Below are 19,600 nucleotides of genomic sequence, written 5' to 3' on the forward strand. Positions count from 1 at the left end.
GCGCGGACGTCAGCGCTCGAGGAGGGCGCTGCCGGTGCCGGTGAGCGCGATCATGAAGAACGCCAACAGCAGCCAGCTCGCGCCCTGCCACACCTGCCACGTGCCGCCGGTTTTGTAACACGTGTACGTGCGACGCAGGGCGCCGACGGCGCCCGCCAGGATGATCAGCGGGAAGACGACGATCATCACCGTCGGCACCTGGTCGTAGAGCAGCGCGGCGACACCGATGAACGCGAGCGCGACCACCATCACGGCCAGCACGTAGAGACCGGCCGAGCGGATGGTGGTGGTGTTCACGGGGAGGTGCCTCCAGGGGTGGGGGTTGCGATCGTCGCGTCGGCGGACAGTCCGGTACTGCGGTGCCCGAGAACGGCGACGTTGATCATCAGCGCCACCATCGCCGCGGCCACCAGGGTGAACACGGGTCCCGATCCGTTCGCGTCGAGGAACGGCAGCAGGATGAACGGCAGCACACCGGTGGTCAGTTTCGACAGCGAGTACGCGGCTCCGGCCGCGGTGCCCCGGATGGCTGTGGGGTACGAATCGGCCAGATACACATGGTAGGCGTTCGAGAACAGGTTGCTGGCCATCGTGTACAGAACCCCCGACACCACGATCGCCCACGCCGCGCCCGCCACACCGAACCAGATGCCGAACGCGGCCATCAGGCCCGCCGAGCCGATCACCAGCCATTTCCGTTCGACGCGTTCGACGATCGGGATGGCGAGGATCGACCCCAAGGGGTAACCGAGATACGTCGCGGCCACGAATCCCAGCGAGGTCACCAGGTCGAAGCCCTTGTCGAGCAGCACGATCGGGGCCAGGGTGCCGAACCCGTAGTAGCCGAACACCTCGAGGATCGACAGGATCCACAGCATCGTGGTGCGCCGCCCGAGGGGCGGACGGAACAGCGCGGCAGGTGAGACCTTGCGCATCGGGGTGACCTGCAGGTGCGGGTCGGGGTCGGCCAGGGTGTGACCGGCGTCGATGGCCTGCTGTTCGAAACGTCGGCAGCTCTCGTCGGCCTCGGCGTGCCTGCCCTGCGTCTCGAGCCAGCGCGGCGACTCGGGCAGGCCACGGCGGACCAGCCAGACCGCGAACGACCCCAACGCGCCCAGGACGAACAGCCAGCGCCACCCGTCGATCCCGAACGGGTCGATGGGGACGAGCCAGCGCGCGAGCAGCCCGACGGTCGGCACGCCGAAGAACGCGATCGTGTACGCCCACGAGATGAACTTGCCGCGCACGTTCTTCGGCAGCAGGTCGGACAGATACGAGTCGGCGAGCGCGAACTCGGCGCCGATGCCGACGCCGGCGATGAACCGCGTGATCACCAGGAACGTCGCGTTCGGGCTGAACGCGCCGAGCAGGGAGAACAGCGAGTACACCGCGAGATTGATCATGAACGCGCGGCGTCGCCCGACGCGGTCGGCGTATCGACCCATCACCGCGGCGCCGAGGAACTGCCCGAGGAAGGCCGATCCGAGGAGCAGGTTCAGTTCGTTGCGGCTGAGGTCGAGCTCGGTCTTGAGCACCGAGGAGATCGTCGCGGCGAGGAAGTTCTCGTAGAGGTCGAAGAACAGCCCGAGGCCGATGACGCCGGTCGCAACCCAGTGGGCGCGCACGATCGGCAGGCGGTCGAGGCGGGCGGCGACGCTGACGGAGGGGGTCTGCAGGTCGGTCACTTTCCCAGACTAAACACCCGCCCACCTCACACGGCGGCGACGGCCGCCTCGAGGTCGGCGACGACGATGCGGGTCATCGACATCATCGCGCCCATCGCCGCCCGCGCCCGCGCCGGATCCGGGTCGGCGAGCAGTTCGGGGAGGCGGGCGGGCACGATCTGCCAGCTGAGTCCGAAGCGATCCTTGAGCCACCCGCACTGCGACTGTTCTCCGCCGTCGAGCAGCGCGTCGTAGTAGCGGTCGGCCTCGGCCTGGTCGGCGCAGTCGATGGTGAACGACACCGCCTCGGTGAACGGGAACATCGGGCCGGCGTTCATGGCGAGGAACCGCTGGCCGTTGATCTCGAAACTGGCGGTGGTGACGGCGTCGCCGGCCTTGCCGACGTGGTGGACGGTCATGTCGTCGAAGATGCCTCGATAGAACTCGAGGGCGGCCTCGAGGTCGTCGTCGAACCACAGTGACGGGGTGATGGCGGCCATGATGGTGCTCCTGTCGGTCTAATCGGCGGTGTCCGGAGATACCGACTCGCCTCGTCCGCCGAACTCATCGGCGCTCAGACCACGTGACGGTCGGCGAGGTCGAGGACCTCGTCGAGAACTCCCATCGCGTGGGTGAGGTCGTCGTCGGAGGTGACCAGCGGCGGCGCGAGGTGGATGCGGTTGAAGTGGGTGAACGGCCACACCCCGCGCTCCTTGAACGCACCGACGAGTTCGGTCATCGGGGCCGCGGCCGCACCGGAGGCGTTGAACGGCACGAGACCCTCGCGGGTCGCCGAGTCGCGGACGAGTTCGATCGCCCAGAAGAACCCCATGCCGCGGATCTCCCCGACCGACGGGTGGTTGTCGGCGATCTTCTCCAGGGTGGGACGGATGAGGTCCCCACCGGTGGTGCGGACACGGTCGATGACGCCGTCGGCCTCGAACGCCCTGATCGACGCCACACCCGCCGCGCAGGCCAACGGATGGCCGCTGTAGGTGAGGCCGCCGGGATAGGGCGTGTCGGCGAAGTGGTCGGCGATGCGCGACCCGATGACGACACCGCCGAGCGGGACGTAGCCGGAGTTGACGCCCTTGGCGAAGGTGATGAGGTCGGGCGTGACGTCGAACGCGTTGACGCCGAACCACTCTCCGAGACGGCCGAACCCGACCATGACCTCGTCGGCGATGTAGACGATGCCGTACTCGTCGCACAGGGCGCGGACACCGGCGAGGTACCCCGGCGGCGGGACGATGACGCCGTTGGTGCCTATCACGGTCTCGATGATGATCGCGGCGATCGTCGCCGGACCCTGCAGTTCGACCACCTGGCGCAGATGGTTCAGTGCCGCAACGCCTTCGGCCTCGATCGAGTCGGTGTTCCACGGCGACCGGAACGGATACGGGCCGAAGAACCGGGCGACGTCGTTGCCCGTGGGCTCGGCGCGCCAGCGGCGGGGGTCGCCGGTGAGACCGATGGTGGTGCCCGAGGCACCGTGGTAGCTGCGGTACATCGCCAGCACCGTCGATCGGCCGGTGGCCACCCGCGCCATGCGGATCGCGTGCTCGTTCGCCTCGGCGCCGGCGTTGGTGAAGAACACCTTGTTCAGGTCGCCCGGTGCGCGCTCGGCGATCAGGCGGGCCAGTTCGCCGCGCTTGTCGTTCGCGAACGACGGGGCGATGGTCGGCAGGATGCGGGCCTGTTCGCAGATGGCGTCGACGATCGCGGGGTGGCCGTGGCCGGCGTTGGCGTTGACGAGCTGCGAGCCGAGATCGAGGTAGCGGTTGCCGTCGTAGTCCCAGAACCAGGAGCCCTGCGCACCGGCGATCGGCAGCGGATCGATCTGCGCCTGCGCCGACCACGAGTGGAAGACGTGGGCGCGATCGTCGGCGCGGACCTGCTCGCCCGCGGCGGGATCGGGGGTGGGGACGGAGGTGTCGGTCATGGCCTCATTGTGCCTCGCGACAGCGCAGGCATGACATGCGCGCCGTAGGCCTCGAGCGTCGTGGAGTTGGCGTCGTGTTGCAGGTAGACGGCGAACTGGTCGACGCCGAGCTCGCGCAGCTCGGCGAGGCGGGCCACATGGGTGTCCGGCGGACCGATGAGGCAGAAACGGTCGACGATGTCGTCGGGCACGAAGGTGGTGTGGGTGTTCCCGGCGCGGCCGTGCTCGCTGTAGTCGTAACCGGTGCGTCCGGCGATGTAGGAGGTGAGCGCCTCCGGGACCTCTGAGGTCGCGCCGTACCGGGTGACGATGTCGGCGACGTGGTTGCCCACCATCCCGCCGAACCAGCGGCACTGATCGCGTGCGTGGGCCATCGCGTCGGGGGAGTCGTCGGCGGTGACGTACGCCGGTGCCGCGACGCAGAACCGGATCGCGGCGGGGTCTCGTCCGGCGCGTTCGGCGGCGGCCCGCACCTGCCCGATCATCCACACGGCGATGTCGGGGTCGCCGAGCTGCAGGATGTAGCCGTCGGCGACCTCGCCGGTGAGCGCGAGCGCCTTCGGACCGTAGGCCGCGACCCACACCTCGAGGGAGGAACCGTGACTCCACGGCAGTCGTAGCGTGGTGCCGTCGACGTCGACCTCGCCGGAGTTGCCCAGCGCACCGATCACGCGGATCGACTCCCGCAGGGTGGCCAGCGTGCTGGGCCGTCCGTCGAGGGTGCGGACCGCGGAGTCCCCGCGCCCGATGCCGCAGATGGTGCGGTTGCCGTACATCTCGTTGAGAGTGGCGAACGTGGAGGCGGTGACCGTGGGTTCACGTGTCGCGGGATTGGTCACCATCGGTCCGACGACGACCCGATCGGTGGCGGCGAGGATCGCGGAATGGATGACGTACGGCTCCTGCCACAACAGGTGGGAGTCGAACGTCCAGACGTGGCTGAACCCCAGTTGTTCGGCCCGCACCGCGAGGTCGATCACCTCCGACGCGGGTGGATTGCACTGCAGCACGACACCGAGATCCATGGGGCTCCTATCTCGTCACATGAGGTTCTGCGACAGGCCGCGTCTGACGAACGCGCCGTGGCCTGCGGTGCCGCGGTAGGCGCCGTCGTCGATCACGATGCGCCCCCGCGAGATCACGGTGTCGACGTGGCCGTCGATCTCGAAACCCTCGTAGGCGGAATAGTCCATGTTCATGTGGTGGGTCTTCTGCACGCCGATGCTGGTGTGGCCGTTCGGGTCGTAGATCACGATGTCGGCGTCGGCGCCAGGGGAGATGATGCCCTTGCGCGGGTACATGCCGAACATGCGCGCGGGTGTCGTGGAGCAGATGTCGACCCACCGTTCGAGCGAGATCCTGCCGTCCTGCACCCCCTGGAACATGAGGTCGATACGGTGCTCGACCGAGCCGATCCCGTTGGGGATCTTCGAGAAATCCCCGACGCCCATGTCCTTCTGGTCCTTCATGCAGAACGGGCAGTGGTCGGTGGCGACCGCGGTGACGTCGCCGGTGCGGATGTAGCGCCACAGCTCGTCCTGGTGTCCTTCGGCGCGGGGCCGCAGCGGCGTCGAGCACACCCATTTCGCGCCGTCGAAACCCGGTGCGCCCAGCTGTTCCTCGAGCGACAGGTAGAGATACTGCGGGCATGTCTCGGCGAACACGTTCTGCCCGTTGCCCCGAGCCGTCGCGATCTGCTCGAGTGCCTGCTTCGCCGAGACGTGCACCACGTACAGCGGTGCGCCGGTGAGGTGGGCCAACATGATCGCGCGGTGGGTGGCCTCCTCCTCCATCTGCCAGGCCCGGGAGGTGCCGTGGAAGTAGGGGGAGGTGTCGCCGCGCGCGAGGGCCTGCTCCACCAGGACGTCGATGGCGATGCCGTTCTCGGCGTGCATCATCATCACCGCGCCGAGTTCGGCCGCGGACTGCATCGCCCGCAGGATCTGACCGTCGGTGGAGTAGAAGACACCCGGATACGCCATGAAGAGCTTGAAACTCGTCACGCCCTCGGAGACGAGTTCACCCATGGCGCGCAGTGATTCGGCGTCGACACCACCCATGATCTGGTGGAAGCCGTAGTCGATCGCACAGTTGCCCGCCGCCTTCTCGTGCCAGGTCGCGAGGGTGTCCTGCAGGCGCATCCCCGGGTTCTGGATGGCGAAATCGATGACGGTGGTGGTGCCGCCCCACGCCGCGGCCCGGGTGCCGGTCTCGAAGGTGTCGCTGGCCTGTGTGCCACCGAACGGCATCTCCATGTGGGTGTGGGCGTCGACGCCACCGGGGATCACGTAACGGCCGGTGGCATCGATGGCGGTGTCGGCGGTGGCGGCGAGATCGGCACCGAGAGCGGTGGATCCCGGTGCCAGCAGCGCCACGATCGCCTCACCGTCGACGAGGACATCGAGATCCTGGGCGCCGGTGGACGACACCACGGTCCCGCCGTGGATGAACGTGGTCGACATGGTGGTCGTCCCTTCGATCGTGGCGGTGTCAGGGGGCGGTGAGCGGACCGTAGGCGTCGGGGCGCCGGTCACGGTAGAACGCCCACCGGTTGCGGACGGTCTCGATGAGGCTCAGGTCGAGGTCGCGGACGATCAGTTCGGGCTCGGTGTCGGACCCGACCTCACCGACGAACTTCCCCTCGGGATCGACGAAATAGCTGGTGCCGTAGAAGTCGTTGTCGCCGTATTCGGACTCGACGCCGACCCGGTTGATCGCCGCCACGAAGTACTCGTTGGCCACCGCCGACGCGGGCTGTTCGAGTTTCCACAGGTAACTCGAGAGACCTCTGCTCGTCGCAGACGGGTTGTAGACGATCTGGGCACCGGCCAGTCCCAGGGCGCGCCACCCCTCGGGAAAGTGCCTGTCGTAACAGATGTAGACGCCCACCTTGCCGACGGCGGTGTCGAACACGGGCCAGCCGAGGTTGCCAGGGCGGAAGTAGAACTTCTCCCAGAACCCTGGAAGCTGCGGGATGTGGTGCTTGCGGTACTTCCCGAGCAACGTCCCGTCGGCGTCGATCACGACCGCCGTGTTGTAGAGGAAGCCGCCCTGTTCCCGTTCGTAGATGGGCACCACCATCACCATCGACAGCTCGCGCGCCAGATCGCAGAAGGTGTCGGTGGTGGGCCCGGGGATCTCCTCGGCGAAGGAGTAGTACTTCTGTTCCTGCACCTGGCAGAAGTACGGAGCGTTGAACACCTCCTGGAAACCGATGATCTGCGCCCCCTGCAGCGCCGCCTCGCGGGCATAGTCGACGTGCGCCGCGATCATCGTGTCGCGCTCACCGGTCCACCGGGTCTGGACGATGGCAGCCCGAACGGTCTCGTTCTCGCTCATCACGTGATTCTGCGCTCCGCCGGGTTTCGGCGGCATTGCATTGGGGTAAAACGATCGCGTGAGGAGTCCGCGGGACTACTCCGTGGCGAGACGGACGCCGAAGGCGATCAGCGCCGCCCCTGTCACCCCGTCCATGATGCGACGGATCCGTCTGCGGGTGAACAGCTCTCGTGCCCGGTTGACGCCGTAGACGACGCCGGCGAGGTATGCGGTACCGATCACCGGGAACGTCACCGCGTACATCGCGATCGCTGTCAACGACGGGTCGGATCCGAGGAACTGCGGGAGCACGGCGAGATAGAACGCGATGACCTTCGGATTGCAGATGTTCGAGATGAATCCCTGCCGCAGTCCCGCGATCGCCGGCGACGATCCGCCCGCGGCGACGACGTCGTCGGAGTAGATGCCCTTCCGCGCGCTGCGCAGTGCCTGTACCGCGAGGAACAGCAGGTACGCCGCGCCGACATACTTGATGGCGAGGAACAGCGGTTCGACGGTGACGATGAGGACACCGAGGCCGGCCGCGGCGGCGATGCTCTGCACGAAACTGGCGGTGCTGATACCGGCGAGGCACCAGCCACCCCGACGTCGACCACCCTGCAGGGTGTTCTTGATCGCGACGGCGGTGTCGGGCCCGGGCAGCAACGTGAGCAGCGCGGCGAGAGCGAGGAAAGCCCCGTACGACGTCCAGTCCATGGCGCCACGATAAGTCGGACGCACCGTCGGGGCCAGCCGGGATCACCGCGGTTTCACACTGTGGAGTTGTCAATGTCCGTACCGCCTCCATGTCGGCGGCGTTGGTTCTATGACGGCATTAGGCCGCGATCGGTTCCATTTCTGTCAATGTTCTTCTGTTGTATGCGGGTAACGGGGTTCGCTTCGGGTCGATGGCCGGCGGTGGGATGAGCCATGGGTGTCGGTCGTGGCCCATGACGATGTCCCATCCGGCGGTGTGGACGGCGACGTGGCAGCGGCGGCACAGGAGGCATCCGTTGTCGACGACGGTCTTCCCGCCGTCGGCGTAGTGGGTGATGTGGTGGACGTCGCACCACGCAGCAGGAGCCCCACACTTCACGCAGCACCTGTCGCGGGTGAGGACAATTTTGCGTGCGCGACCGGTGAACGTGCGTTGTTCTGCCGCGACGCTGATGGGTGCGCCGTTGAGGTCGACGCCGACGCCGAGCAGTCTCGCGTCGCATCGCAGGAGTTTGGCGGTGAGGTCGCTGATGGGTCCGAGCCAGGTCAAGCGGGCCGGTTCGGTGCTGTCGAGGGGGACGGTGACCACGATTTCCGTGGCCGGCGCTCCCGACAACGCATCTGGTGTGAGCCCACGGGTGGCCAGCTCCAGTAATTGTCCGAACCCGTCGGCCCGTCGACGGGCAGTTGGTCGCTCGTCAGGGTCTCCGCCGGTATGGGGCCGGGGTCTCGATGGCTTGTCGAGGGCGGTGACGAGGCGTTCGCCGGTGGCGACGTCGAGGTCGAATGTGCCGTGGAGCCGACCGTCGTCTCCTTGGTGGTAGCCCAGTTCGTTGAGCGCGGGGTCTTCGGCGATCGGTATCGCTGGGGGTTCTGCGGGCGTGTGAGTGATCGCCGCGGCGCGGGCGGCGTCGGTGATCTCGGCCGGTGTCGCTCCCGACAGGGCCTGTGATATCAGCCGGTGTTCGAGGCCGATGATCAGATCGGACTCGACCGGTTCCTCGGTGCGTCGTGCGACATGGTCGATCCCGCGAGCGACAGCATCGAGGTGTTCGGCCGACAGGCCACCGTCGCGGGAGTGTCGAGCGAGCACCGGTAGGACCTCCGCGGCCCGTCCGAGGCGTATCAGTCGTGACGCCACGGCCGGCGCGACACCGTTGGCGACCAACAGTTCTCGCAACGACATCCCGCAGTGTGTCGCGACCCCGACACGCTCGGCCTGCGACGTCAACCGCGCCAACACCCCGTCGACCACCGCTCGAAGAGCGACGGCACCACGGATGGCGGCGACGATCTCGGCGTCGACGTCGGCGACAACTGTTCTCTGTGTGCCGAGTTCGTCGACCAGTCGGTCGGCGGACTCGATGAATGATCCCCCGGTCATCCTTCTACCGTACACACGTTCGAACCCGTGCGCAAGAGAAGAAGTGACGAATAATGCTGGAAGACAACCGAATAACGGTTTGGGCGACGCCCCCGATCACCACGCTACTGGACGGTGCCGACAATGATCGGAGTGAACATCACGTTGATCCACAGGCCGTGGAGACGAAGTGCCCAATCGTCGCGATCACCTCCCCGGACGACGGATGTGGGTGACGGTGGTCGCGACGAGGGCGAGCACGGCCATGGCCATCACCCCGGCGTAGATCTGCAGCGACGTGTCGCCCTGGCCCGAGGTGTAACCGTCACCGCCGCTCCGGTTCCCACCCATTCCGCCATCCGCTCTGCCGCCCGCTCCGCCGGACGGGCGGCCACCGCCCATCCCCGTGTCCGGGCGTGGGCCGCCTCCGCCGGGCCCGCCACCGGGCCGCCCTCCGAACCCGCCGCCGGCCTGGTCGCCGGTCAGGGAGTCGTAATAGCCTCCGAACGAGGCGATCTGGACGAGGATCGGGATGATCCAGTAGCGCGTGGGCAGGTAGAACGCCACGATGACGGTGAGCACCTCGGCCATGTAGAAGTACCGCTCGTGCATGGCGGGGAGGAAGAACGGCACCACCACGGCACTGGTCGCGACCGCGAGGAGGATGGCGGTGTCGTCGAGCTCCGGCTTGTGGCGCAGCGCGTAGAGCAACGCCGCGGCGGTGAGTACGCAGACCACACCGACACCCGCGTAGGCGATCCAGGTGACGGTGCCGCCCAACGAGATCCACTGATACAGGTTGGGAGCACCCAGCGTCAGCTGCTTGTACGAACCGGTCTGGTTCACGTACACGCCCAGCACCTCAGCGATCGGTGCACCGAACAGCAGCGGAGGGATGTCGAGCAGCAGCATCACCGCGGGGATCGCGAGCAGCGACCGCCACGGTATCCGGCGCCGCAGCACGAGGAACGCGACCACCGGGATCAGGAAGATCGCCTGCAACTTGAACGACAGTGCGAGACCGATGAACACGCACGCGAGCCACGGCCGACGACGCAGGAGGAAGTAGATCCCGCCGACGGCGAAGGCGGAGTAGATGCCGTCAGCCTGGCCCCAGTAGGAGCTGTTGGCGACCACGGTCGGCAGGAACAGGATCAGTCCGAACACCAGGGCCCGCGGCCAGAACGTGGGATACCGCAGCCCGACGATGCGATAGGCGAAGAAGGCGAGCACGAAGTCGAACGCGATCGAGATGCCCTTGATGCCGACCAGCGCCGGGATGTGCAGGTAGGTGAGGATCGCGATCAGGTACAGGTACGGGTAGTTGTAATCGGCGAACGACTCGGAGAACGCCGCGAAGCCGCCGTTGTCGGCGATGTGGGTGTACCAGCGGTCGAGGAACGCGGTGAAGTCGAGACTGTGGTGGTCGAGGAAGGCCAGTCGCAGGCCCAGCGCCGCGATGGCGATGACCACGAGCACGGCCGCGCGGACGAGTCGGGAGCGGTCACCTCGAGGTGCGGGTGGCGTCGTCGGCGCGACGGCCGTGCGGAGCGGCGCGGCCGGGGTGGCGGCATGGCTGGTCATGCCACCCACGATGACGCAGGAGTCTGGGAGGTCGGTGTGGCGTGCCCGGCAGTTCCCTGACCGCCGACGACTCGTAGTCTGGCGTCGTGAGCAGAACAACCGTCGCTGTTGCATTGGGGAGTGGCGGTGCCAGGGGCTATGCCCACATCGGGGTGTTGCAGGTCCTCGCCGAGCACGACTACGAGATCGTGGCGATCGCCGGTTCGTCGATGGGTGCGCTGATCGCCGGGCTGCACGCGGCCGGTCGTCTCGACCAGTACACCTCGTGGGTGCAGGGCCTCAACCAGCTCGACGTGATGCGCCTGATGGATGTGTCGCTGTCGGCGCCGGGCGTCATCCACGCCGCGAAGATCCTCGACAAGGTGCGCGAGATCCTCGGAGAGGTCCATATCGAGGACCTGCCGATCCCGTTCACTGCGGTCGCCACCGACCTCACGTCCGGGCGCCCGAAGTGGTTCCAGAAGGGGCCGGTCGACACTGCGATCCGCGCCTCGATCGCGATCCCCGGGGTCATCACCCCGTATGTCCACAACGGCCGTGTGCTGGTCGACGGCGGCATCCTCGACCCCGTGCCGATCGCGCCGCTCGCCGCGGCCGGCGCCGACCTGATCATCGGCGTCGATCTCGGCGCGGACACCGGCGGCATCGACGCCGAGGTCGGCGACACCCACACGCCGACGGTGCCCGGTGCGATCGAGGCGATCCGCCAGGCCGCGTCGCCGATCCTCGACCGCGACTTCGTACGCTCCATCGTCGACCGGTTCGCCGGTGACCCCGGCGCCAACGACGCCGACACCGTCGACGCGGACACCATCGACGCCGAGGCCGACTCGTCGGCGCGTCGCCATCCCGAGACCGAGTCGCGTGTGATCACCAGCCCGTCCGACGACTCCGCCGTCCGCAAACTCAGCCGGTTCACCGTCATGGACCGATCGCTCGACATCATGCAGGAGGCGCTGGCGCGCTATCAGCTCGCGGCGTTCCCCCCGGACCTGCTGATCGAGGTGCCCCGCACCGCCATCCGCAGCCTCGACTTCCACCGCGCCGGCGAGATGATCGACCTCGGCCGCACTCTCACCGAACGCGCACTCGACGATCTGCAGACCCGCCGCTGGTGACGCCGACGCGGGTCTCGTCGCAGTCGACGTTCACCTTCCGTCCGGTGACCCGGGCGGACTACCCGCGTGTCGGTCGATGGCTCGCCACATCCGACGTCGAGCGGTGGTGGAACCAGGCGTACGACCCCGCGTCGCTCGAGAAGCAGTTCGGACCGGTGATCGACGGTGAGACGCCCGCCGAGGATCTCGTCGTCGAGGCCGACGGCGAACCCATCGGACTCCTGCAGCGCTGCCGGATCATCGATTTCGGCGACTACGTCGACGAACTCGCGCCGGTCATCGGACCGGTCGCCGCCACGACCTACACGATCGACTACCTGATCGGGGTCCCCGAACTGCTCGGTCGTGGCATCGGGCCCGGGGTGATCGTCGCCGGATGCGCCGACACCTTCGCCCGACATCCCGACGCCGAACAGATCGTCGTCCCGGTCGTCGCGGCCAACCGCCGCTCGTGGCGCGCACTCGAGAAGGCCGGCTTCCGCATCGTCGCGAGCGGGGACCTCACCCCGGACAACCCGATCGACGACCGCGCCCACCACATCCTGGCGCTCGACCGTCAGCGCAGGTGACGGGCCAGGAACTCGGCGGTGCGCGGGCTGCTCGGCGCGGTGAAGATCTGCTCGGGCGGACCGGACTCCTCGATCGCGCCGTCGGCGAGGAACACGACCCGGTCGGACACCTCGCGGGCGAACGTCATCTCGTGGGTGGCCATCACGATCGTCATCCCGTCGGCGCGCAGGCCGCGGATCACGTCGAGCACCTCGCCGACGAGCATCGGATCGAGCGCCGAGGTGATCTCGTCGAGCAGGAGCACCCGCGGGCGCATCGCGATGGCGCGGGCGAGGGCGACACGTTGCTGCTGCCCACCCGACAACGCATCGGGGTAGGCGTCGGCCTTCTCGGCCAGTCCGACACGGTCGAGCAGGGTGAGCGCCTCGGTGCGGGCCTCCGCGCGGGGCACACCGAGCGCCCGGACCGGACCCAGGGTGATGTTGGCCAGCACCGACAGGTGCGGGAAGAGGTTGTAGGCCTGGAAGACGATGCCAATCGATCGGCGCACCTCGTCGGCGTCGACACGGGGATCGGTGATCTCGCGGTCGTCGAGGAAGATGTCGCCGTCGTCGACCTCCTCGAGCAGGTTCAGACACCGCAGCAGCGTCGACTTGCCCGACCCCGACGCACCGATGAGGCACACGACCTCACCCTCGGCGACGTCGAGTTCGACACCGCGCAGCACCTCCTGGCCGCCGAACGACTTGCGGATCGCACTCGCCCGCAGCATCAGATGCCGTTCTCGCGGCGCAGCGACCGCACTGTCAGATGGTCGGTCAGCCGGGCGAGCGGGATGGTCGCGACGATGAAGAAGCACGCCGCGACCACGTACGGGGTGAACACGAAGTCGCGGCCCGAGATCACCTGCGCGGCGCGCAGCGACTCGACGAGTCCGATCGTCGACAGCAGTGCGGTGTCCTTCTGCAGCGACACGAAGTCGTTGAGCAGGGGCGGGGCCACCCGCCGCAACGCCTGCGGCAACACCACATGGCGCAGGGTCTTCGCGTACGACAGGCCGATCGCGCGACCACTGGCCCACTGCGACGGGTGGACGGAGAGGATCCCGGCGCGGATCACCTCGGCCACGTAGGCGCCGTAGCTCAGCGTCAGGGCGATCACGCCGAGCCAGAACAGGCTCGTCGGCAGACCGGTGAGTTCCAGCGCGGGCACGCCGAACCCGACGAGCAACACGATGAGGAGGGTGGGCGTACCGCGGAAGACGTCGGTGTAGACGACGGCGATCACCTTCACCGGGGCGAGCGCCGGCGCCGGGATCACCCGGATCACCGCGATCAGTAGACCGAGCACCAGCACCGCGACCTCGACGGTGAGGAACAGGCGGATGTTGAGCACGAACGCCGACGCGACGTCGCCGAGGGAACCGACGGCGTCGTCGTAGTCGAAGAACGTCGCCCGCACGCGATCCCAGCCCGGCGAGGCCAGCACCACCCCGACCAGGGCACCGAGCACGACGATCGTCGACAGCGCCGCGACGGTCGCGCGAATCCGGTTGCGTCGCCGTCGGTATCGCTCGCGTTCGCGTTGTCTCGCGCTGCGGGCAGGGGCCTCGGTCAACGGAGTTCGGGGACGCTGGTCGCCCGGGTGAGCCAGCGGTCCTGCAGGCGGGTCAGCGTGCCGTCGGAGGCCAAGGCGTCGACCGCGGCCGAGACACAGGGTGTGAGCGCACTGCCCTTCGACAGGAGCAGCCCGAAGCGCTCCTGCTCGCCCTTGGTCGGCTGGAACTCCCCGACGATCTTCGCACCGGTGAGCTCGGCGGAGGTGAGGTAGTACGCGGTGGGGAGATCGGCGACGATGGCGTCGACCTGCCGGTTCTGCAACGCCTGCCCGGCCTTCGACGTGTCGTCGTACACCAGCGGTGCGGTGGTGGGGGCGATCTGGTCGATCGCGGTGAGCGAGGTGGTCGCGATCTGCGCACCGAGCTTCGCGCCCTTGAGGTCGGCCAGCGATGTCGCGCCCGCGTACTTCGAACCCTGCAACGTGATGATGGCCTGTGAGGCCGAGTAGTACGGACTCGAGAAGTCGACGGCCTTCGCCCGCTGGGCGGAGATCGAGAACTGGTTGATGTCGAAGTCGAAGTTCTTCTTCCCGGGCTGGATCACCTGGTTGAACCCGGCCTTGGTCCAGGTCACCTGGTTCTTGGCGAACCCCAGCTTGTCGGCGACGGCATAGGCGACCGCCGATTCGAAGCCCTCACCGTTGGTGGGCGTGTTGTCGACGAACCACGGCGAGTACGCCGGGTCGTCGGTGGCGACGGTCAGGACGCCGGGTGTGGTCAACGCCAGCGAGCCCGGACGGCAGTCGGCCAACGACGTCGACGACGACGCAGGCGCCGAGGCATCCCCGGAATCGGATGCGGGCGCACAGGCGGCGGCCGTGACGGTGAGCGTGAGAACCGCGGCCGAGAGGACGAGCCGAGGCGCCGGGAGGCGGGGAGTGGTGCACGAGATACGCATCCAGAGATCGTAGAGACGTCCGGCGATTTTGGTGCAGGGGCGCCCATCGTCGACGATCGGGGTATGGCCGCACACCCGAGTCCCCGACCCGAGCGACACCGGTGAAGCAGATCCCCCGCGGCATCTGGGTCCTGCTCGCGGCGAACGTGGTCATCGCACTGGGCTACGGGCTGATCGCGCCCGCCCTGCCCACCTTCGCGCGCAGCTTCGACGTGTCGGTGGCCGCGGCGACGGTGATCGTGTCGGCCTTCGCGATGATGCGACTGCTGTTCGCGCCGGCCAGCGGCAAGCTGGTGTCGTGGCTGGGCGAGCGCCGCATCTATCTCACGGGCCTGCTCATCGTCGCCGCGTCGACCCTCGCGTGCGCCTTCGCCCAGACCTATTGGCAGCTGCTCGTGTTCCGCGGGCTCGGCGGCATCGGGTCGACGATGTTCAGCGTCTCGGCGCTCGCCCTGCTCATCCGTCTCTCACCGCCCGACATCCGCGGTCGCGTCTCGGGCTTCTTCAGCGGCGGTTTCCTGCTGGGCAACATCACCGGTCCGCTGATCGGTGCCGGGCTCGTGAGCTACGGGCTGCGCCTGCCGTTCGTGGTCTACGCGATCGCGTTGCTGATCGCGTCGGCCGTGGTGGCGACCGCGCTGCGCGACGTGGGGGGCCGACCGGTCGCCGGCAGCGGACCGGTCATCGATCCGATGGGTCTGCGGGAGGCACTGCGCGACAGGACCTATCGGGCCATCCTCGCCTCGAGCTTCACCCAGGGATTCGCCAGCCAGGGTGTGCGTGTCGCGCTGGTCCCGTTGTACATCGTCTACGGGCTCGACGAGTCGAGTGCGTGGTCGGGTGTGGTGCTCGCGATCTACGCCGCGGGCAACGTCGCGTCGATCCTGCTGGCGGGGCGGCTCTCCGACCGCTACGGCCGCAAACCGATCATGCTGCCGGGTCTGGCGTTGATGTCTGGGGCGACGCTCGTCCTCGGTTTCAGCGGATCACTGTGGGTCGCCGGCGTGCTGAGCTTCGTCGCGGGCACCGGCTCGGGTCTGTTCGCCCCCACCCACCAGGCGGCACTCGCCGACCTGCTCGCCGCACGCGGACAGGGCGGCACCGCGCTGGCGGCGTTCCAGATGATCTCCGACGTCGGCGCCGTCAGCGGACCGATCCTCGCCGGCCTGATGGTCGACCACGCCGGTGGCTACGGGCCCGCGTTCGCGCTCACCGGTGCGGTCCCGCTGGTGGCACTGGCGCTGTGGGCTTTCGCACGGGAGACCGCGCCCGTTCGTGTGGGTGTCGCCGCGTCCGAGGCGCACTCGCCCTGAACGAGCACTACCGTGATCCCATGGAGAACGCGGATCCCCGGGGACATGCGCTGGGTTCCGATTCGGAGGTGGGCAGACTCCGGACGGTGATGCTGCACCGCCCCGGTGACGAACTGCGCCGCCTCACCCCGCGCAACAGCGACCAACTGCTGTTCGACGGACTGCCGTGGGTCGACCGGGCCCAGGAGGAGCACGACGGGTTCGCCGAGGTGCTGCGCGAACGCGGGGTCGAGGTGTTGCTTCTCGGCGACCTCCTGGTCGAGACGATCGAGCGCAGCGGCGCCGCCCGCATGCAGGGGATCGCCGCCGCGGTCAGCGCGCGCAGGCTCGGACACCACCTGGCCCAGGAACTCACCGGACACCTGCGGACACTGGCCCCGCGTGACCTCGCGTCGGTGTTGACCGCCGGGATGACCTTCGACGAACTCCCGGAGAGCCCGGCGGCGGCGCGGTCGTCGCTGGTGCGGCGGATGCACCACGGCGTCGAGTTCGCCATCGACCCGCTGCCGAATCTGCTGTTCACCAGGGACAGTTCGTTCTGGATCGGCGCGCGGTTCGCCATCACCAGTCTCGCGTTGCCCGCCCGCAGCCGCGAGACCTCGCTGACCGACCTCATCTACGCCCACCATCCCCGTTTCCGGGGAGCCCGTCGCGCCTACGAATCGCACAGCGCGCCGGTCGAGGGTGGCGACGTGCTGCTGCTCGCGCCCGGTGTCGTGGCCGTCGGGGTGGGGGAGCGCACCACTCCGGCCGGGGCGGAGGCGTTGGCGCGCAGCCTCTTCGACGACGAACTGGCGCACACGGTGCTCGCGGTGCCGATCGAGCAGCGGCGGGCGTCGATGCACCTCGACACCGTCTGCACCATGGTCGACGTCGACGCCGTCGTGATGTACCCCGCCATCCAGGACACGTTGTCGGCCTTCACCATCCGGCGCACCGGCGGACGCGGCGAGCACCCCAGCGTCACCGGGCCCGCGCCTTTCGTCACCGCCGCGGCCGAGGCCATGGGCATCGAGAAGCTGCGCGTGATCGACACCGGACTCGACGCGGTGACCGCCGAACGCGAACAGTGGGACGACGGCAACAACACCCTCGCGGTCTCACCGGGTGTCGTCGTCGCCTACGACCGCAACGTCGAGACCAACCGGCGCCTGCGCGATTCCGGGATCGAGGTGCTCACCATCAGCGGCAGCGAACTCGGTTCGGGGCGTGGCGGTCCGCGGTGCATGTCGTGTCCGGTCGCCCGGGATCCGTTGTGACCGCAAGGGAAACGGCCCGATGAGGATCACGATCGATCCGGGGTCGGCGGTTGCACCCTACGAGCAGGTGCGGATGCGGATCATCGAACTCGTCGGCTCGGGGGACCTGCTGGTGGGCACCCGCCTCCCCACGGTGCGCGCCCTGGCCGATCAGCTCTCGATCGCGCCGAACACCGTCGCGCGGGCCTACCGCGAGCTCGAGTCGGCGGGGGTCATCGAGACACGAGGGCGCAACGGATCCTTCATCCGGGCGCGGTCGGACTCCGCGACGCAGCGTGCCCAACGTCTCACCGTCTCCCACGTCGCGGCCCTGCGTGCGCTCGGCGTCGACGACGCGGCGATCGCATCGATGCTGCGCACAGCTCTGGACACCGACTGATCGGGCCGTCCGCGCATACCCGAACGTGACCACGGCACCCCCGGTGTTACGGGTGGGTGTCCATTTCCGCGGTTCGTTTGTCCGAACTGCCGCCGTGCTGCGACAGTGAGTTATGGCTGTTTCGACCGGTATGCACTCTCCCGACGCCCACGGCGACGTCTCACCGACGGCGACCCACCCCGCATCGACGCAGGTGGCGCCCGATCCCCACGCCGGTGACGGCGGGCGGATGAGGGTCGACTTCGTGGTCTTCGGGGTGACCGCGGCGCTGGTCGTGGCGTTCCTGGTGTGGGGCATCGTGGACAAGACGAGCCTCAAGGACGTCACCCGCACCATCCTCGACTGGATCACCGACAACCTCGGCTGGATGTTCATCCTCTCGGCCACCGGGTTCGTGCTGTTCGCGATCTTCCTGGCGGCCAGCAAGTACGGGAAGATCCCCCTCGGCCGCGACGGTGAGAAGCCCGAGTTCCGCACCGTCAGTTGGATCGCGATGATGTTCAGCGCCGGCATGGGCATCGGCCTGATGTTCTACGGCGCCTACGAGCCGCTCACCCACTTCAGCACCGCGCCCCCCGGGACCGAGGGGCAGAACGTGGGTGTCGCCATGGCCACCACCATGTTCCACTGGGGCTTCCACCCCTGGGCGATGTACGCCGTCGTCGGACTCGCGATCGCCTACAGCACGTACCGATGCGGCCGCGGCCAGCTCATGAGCGCGGTGTTCGCGCCCCTGCTCGGCCACCGCGCGAACGGGTGGGGCGGCAAGGTCATCGACATCCTCGCGATCTTCGCGACCCTGTTCGGCACCGTCGCCTCGCTGGGCCTGGGTGCGGCACAGATCGGTTCGGGCTTCGAGGAGCTCAACTGGGCGGGCGAGAGCGGAAAGCTGTTGCTGGTCGGCATCATCGCGGTCCTGACCGCGGCGTTCGTGGCCTCCGCGGTCTCCGGTGTCGCCAAGGGCATCCAATGGCTGTCGAACATCAACATGGTGCTCGCGATCGTGCTGGCGCTGTTCATCTTCGTCGTCGGTCCGACCGTGTTCATCCTCAACGTCATCCCCACCTCGCTGGGCAGCTACGCCCGTGAGATCACCGCCGACGCCGCGCGCACCAGCGCCAACACCGACGCCGCCGGGCAGCAGTGGCTGTCGGACTGGACGATCTTCTACTGGGCCTGGTGGGTGTCCTGGACGCCGTTCGTGGGTATGTTCCTGGCCAAGATCAGCCGGGGTCGCACCATCCGCCAGTTCGTGGTGGGCGTCATGGTGGTGCCGTCGACGGTGTCGCTGGTGTGGTTCGCGATCTTCGGTGGCACGGCCATCAGTCAGCAGATGAACGGAAAGGGACTGGCGGACAGCCCGAACGAGGAGTCGCAGCTGTTCGACATGCTCGGCAACCTGCCGTGGGCGGGCATCGCCTCGGTCCTCGTCATGGTCCTCGTCGCGATCTTCTTCGTCTCCGGCGCCGATTCGGCGTCGCTGGTGATGGCGACGCTGTCCGAACGCGGACGCGCCGAACCCTCCAAGGGCGTCACCGTCTTCTGGGGTGTGCTCACCGGCGCCGTTGCCGCACTGCTGCTCTGGGTGAGCGGCGACGACGCGCTGCAGGGCATCAAGACGATGGCGATCATCGCGGCGCTGCCGTTCGTGATCGTGATGATCGTGATGTGCGTGTCGCTCTACAAGGACCTGCGCCGCGATCCGCTGATCCTGGCCGAGAAGCACCGCAGCGACGGACTCGAGGACGAGCTGCGCGTCCACGCCAACACGATCGCCGCGACCGACGACACCAACGACGTGTTGCCGTCGGACGATCTGCCCGTGGACACCTCGCTTGTGCGCGAGGAGAAGGTCTGACGTTATACGGTCGGTAGGTTCCCATCTTCTGGGAGCCGGAGACCGACAGTGACGAAGGA

The 19,600-nt window shown here is 68.1% G+C and carries 19 protein-coding genes; 6 read left to right on the forward strand and 13 right to left on the reverse strand.

Annotation, left to right across the window (positions count from 1 at the left end):
• Positions 1 to 9: 9 nt before the first annotated feature.
• The 10 genes from OG579_RS20135 to OG579_RS20180 all read right to left on the reverse strand — a co-directional run bounded on the left by OG579_RS20135 (position 10) and on the right by OG579_RS20180 (position 10,588).
• On the reverse strand, positions 10 to 297 hold the full coding sequence (locus OG579_RS20135; RefSeq protein WP_328857395.1) for a hypothetical protein: 288 nt from the start codon (positions 295 to 297) through the stop codon (positions 10 to 12).
• Positions 294 to 1,685, reverse strand: a complete 1,392-nt coding sequence (locus OG579_RS20140; protein WP_328857396.1) for an MFS transporter — start codon at positions 1,683 to 1,685, stop codon at positions 294 to 296. Before OG579_RS20140 ends, OG579_RS20135 begins: the two co-directional genes overlap by 4 nt.
• A gap of 26 nt (positions 1,686 to 1,711) precedes the next feature.
• Positions 1,712 to 2,164 (reverse strand): VOC family protein, encoded by a 453-nt coding sequence (locus tag OG579_RS20145; RefSeq protein ID WP_045821952.1) that lies wholly within the window; start codon positions 2,162 to 2,164, stop codon positions 1,712 to 1,714.
• Positions 2,165 to 2,238: 74 nt separating this feature from the next.
• Entirely contained in the window at positions 2,239 to 3,606 is a 1,368-nt protein-coding gene (locus OG579_RS20150; RefSeq protein ID WP_328857397.1) for an aspartate aminotransferase family protein, read from the reverse strand.
• Complete coding sequence (locus OG579_RS20155) at positions 3,603 to 4,631, reverse strand: TIGR03842 family LLM class F420-dependent oxidoreductase (protein ID WP_328857398.1); 1,029 nt, start codon at positions 4,629 to 4,631, stop codon at positions 3,603 to 3,605. Before OG579_RS20155 ends, OG579_RS20150 begins: the two co-directional genes overlap by 4 nt.
• Positions 4,632 to 4,646: 15 nt before the next feature.
• Positions 4,647 to 6,068: a dihydropyrimidinase gene (hydA, locus tag OG579_RS20160; protein WP_328857399.1), complete on the reverse strand. Its 1,422-nt coding sequence runs from the start codon at positions 6,066 to 6,068 to the stop codon at positions 4,647 to 4,649.
• 28 nt (positions 6,069 to 6,096) lie between these two features.
• Positions 6,097 to 6,945 carry a nitrilase-related carbon-nitrogen hydrolase gene (locus tag OG579_RS20165; protein ID WP_328857400.1) on the reverse strand — a complete coding sequence of 283 codons (849 nt, stop codon included), beginning with the start codon at positions 6,943 to 6,945 and terminating at the stop codon, positions 6,097 to 6,099.
• Between the two features lie 75 nt (positions 6,946 to 7,020).
• Positions 7,021 to 7,641 carry a LysE family translocator gene (locus OG579_RS20170; RefSeq protein ID WP_328857401.1) on the reverse strand — a complete coding sequence of 207 codons (621 nt, stop codon included), beginning with the start codon at positions 7,639 to 7,641 and terminating at the stop codon, positions 7,021 to 7,023.
• A gap of 118 nt (positions 7,642 to 7,759) precedes the next feature.
• Entirely contained in the window at positions 7,760 to 9,025 is a 1,266-nt protein-coding gene (locus tag OG579_RS20175; RefSeq protein ID WP_328857402.1) for an HNH endonuclease signature motif containing protein, read from the reverse strand.
• 186 nt (positions 9,026 to 9,211) lie between these two features.
• The gene (locus OG579_RS20180; protein ID WP_328857403.1) at positions 9,212 to 10,588 is read right to left on the reverse strand and encodes a glycosyltransferase 87 family protein; all 1,377 of its coding nucleotides are present in this window, start codon (positions 10,586 to 10,588) and stop codon (positions 9,212 to 9,214) included.
• Between the two features lie 86 nt (positions 10,589 to 10,674).
• On the opposite strand from OG579_RS20180, the gene OG579_RS20185 reads away from it, so the two are divergent.
• Together OG579_RS20185 and OG579_RS20190 are read left to right on the forward strand one after the other, a co-directional pair.
• Positions 10,675 to 11,706 carry a patatin-like phospholipase family protein gene (locus OG579_RS20185; RefSeq protein ID WP_045821955.1) on the forward strand — a complete coding sequence of 344 codons (1,032 nt, stop codon included), beginning with the start codon at positions 10,675 to 10,677 and terminating at the stop codon, positions 11,704 to 11,706.
• 44 nt (positions 11,707 to 11,750) lie between these two features.
• Positions 11,751 to 12,275: a GNAT family N-acetyltransferase gene (locus tag OG579_RS20190; RefSeq protein WP_328857404.1), complete on the forward strand. Its 525-nt coding sequence runs from the start codon at positions 11,751 to 11,753 to the stop codon at positions 12,273 to 12,275.
• Here OG579_RS20190 and OG579_RS20195 read toward each other — a convergent pair.
• The 3 genes from OG579_RS20195 to OG579_RS20205 are packed head-to-tail and all read right to left on the reverse strand — an operon-like array spanning position 12,263 to position 14,732.
• Entirely contained in the window at positions 12,263 to 12,988 is a 726-nt protein-coding gene (locus tag OG579_RS20195) for an amino acid ABC transporter ATP-binding protein (RefSeq protein ID WP_328857405.1), read from the reverse strand. The two genes, OG579_RS20190 and OG579_RS20195, sit on opposite strands and share 13 nt — an antisense overlap.
• On the reverse strand, positions 12,988 to 13,833 hold the full coding sequence (locus OG579_RS20200; protein ID WP_328857406.1) for an amino acid ABC transporter permease: 846 nt from the start codon (positions 13,831 to 13,833) through the stop codon (positions 12,988 to 12,990). The genes OG579_RS20195 and OG579_RS20200 overlap by 1 nt, the downstream gene beginning before the upstream one ends.
• The gene (locus OG579_RS20205) at positions 13,830 to 14,732 is read right to left on the reverse strand and encodes an ABC transporter substrate-binding protein (protein WP_328857407.1); all 903 of its coding nucleotides are present in this window, start codon (positions 14,730 to 14,732) and stop codon (positions 13,830 to 13,832) included. The genes OG579_RS20200 and OG579_RS20205 overlap by 4 nt, the downstream gene beginning before the upstream one ends.
• Before the next feature lie 101 nt (positions 14,733 to 14,833).
• On the opposite strand from OG579_RS20205, the gene OG579_RS20210 reads away from it, so the two are divergent.
• From OG579_RS20210 to OG579_RS20225, 4 genes are all read left to right on the forward strand, one after another.
• Complete coding sequence (locus OG579_RS20210; protein WP_328857408.1) at positions 14,834 to 16,045, forward strand: MFS transporter; 1,212 nt, start codon at positions 14,834 to 14,836, stop codon at positions 16,043 to 16,045.
• 20 nt (positions 16,046 to 16,065) lie between these two features.
• Positions 16,066 to 17,304, forward strand: a complete 1,239-nt coding sequence (gene arcA, locus OG579_RS20215) for an arginine deiminase (protein WP_328857409.1) — start codon at positions 16,066 to 16,068, stop codon at positions 17,302 to 17,304.
• A gap of 19 nt (positions 17,305 to 17,323) precedes the next feature.
• Positions 17,324 to 17,683 carry a GntR family transcriptional regulator gene (locus OG579_RS20220; protein WP_328857410.1) on the forward strand — a complete coding sequence of 120 codons (360 nt, stop codon included), beginning with the start codon at positions 17,324 to 17,326 and terminating at the stop codon, positions 17,681 to 17,683.
• 229 nt (positions 17,684 to 17,912) lie between these two features.
• Positions 17,913 to 19,541, forward strand: coding sequence for a BCCT family transporter (locus tag OG579_RS20225; RefSeq protein ID WP_328859305.1), 1,629 nt, complete (start codon positions 17,913 to 17,915; stop codon positions 19,539 to 19,541).
• The last annotated feature ends 59 nt before the right edge of the window (positions 19,542 to 19,600 follow it).

This window comes from Williamsia herbipolensis, assembly GCF_036153515.1.
In the GTDB taxonomy this organism is placed as follows: Bacteria; Actinomycetota; Actinomycetes; order Mycobacteriales; family Mycobacteriaceae; genus Williamsia_A; species Williamsia_A herbipolensis.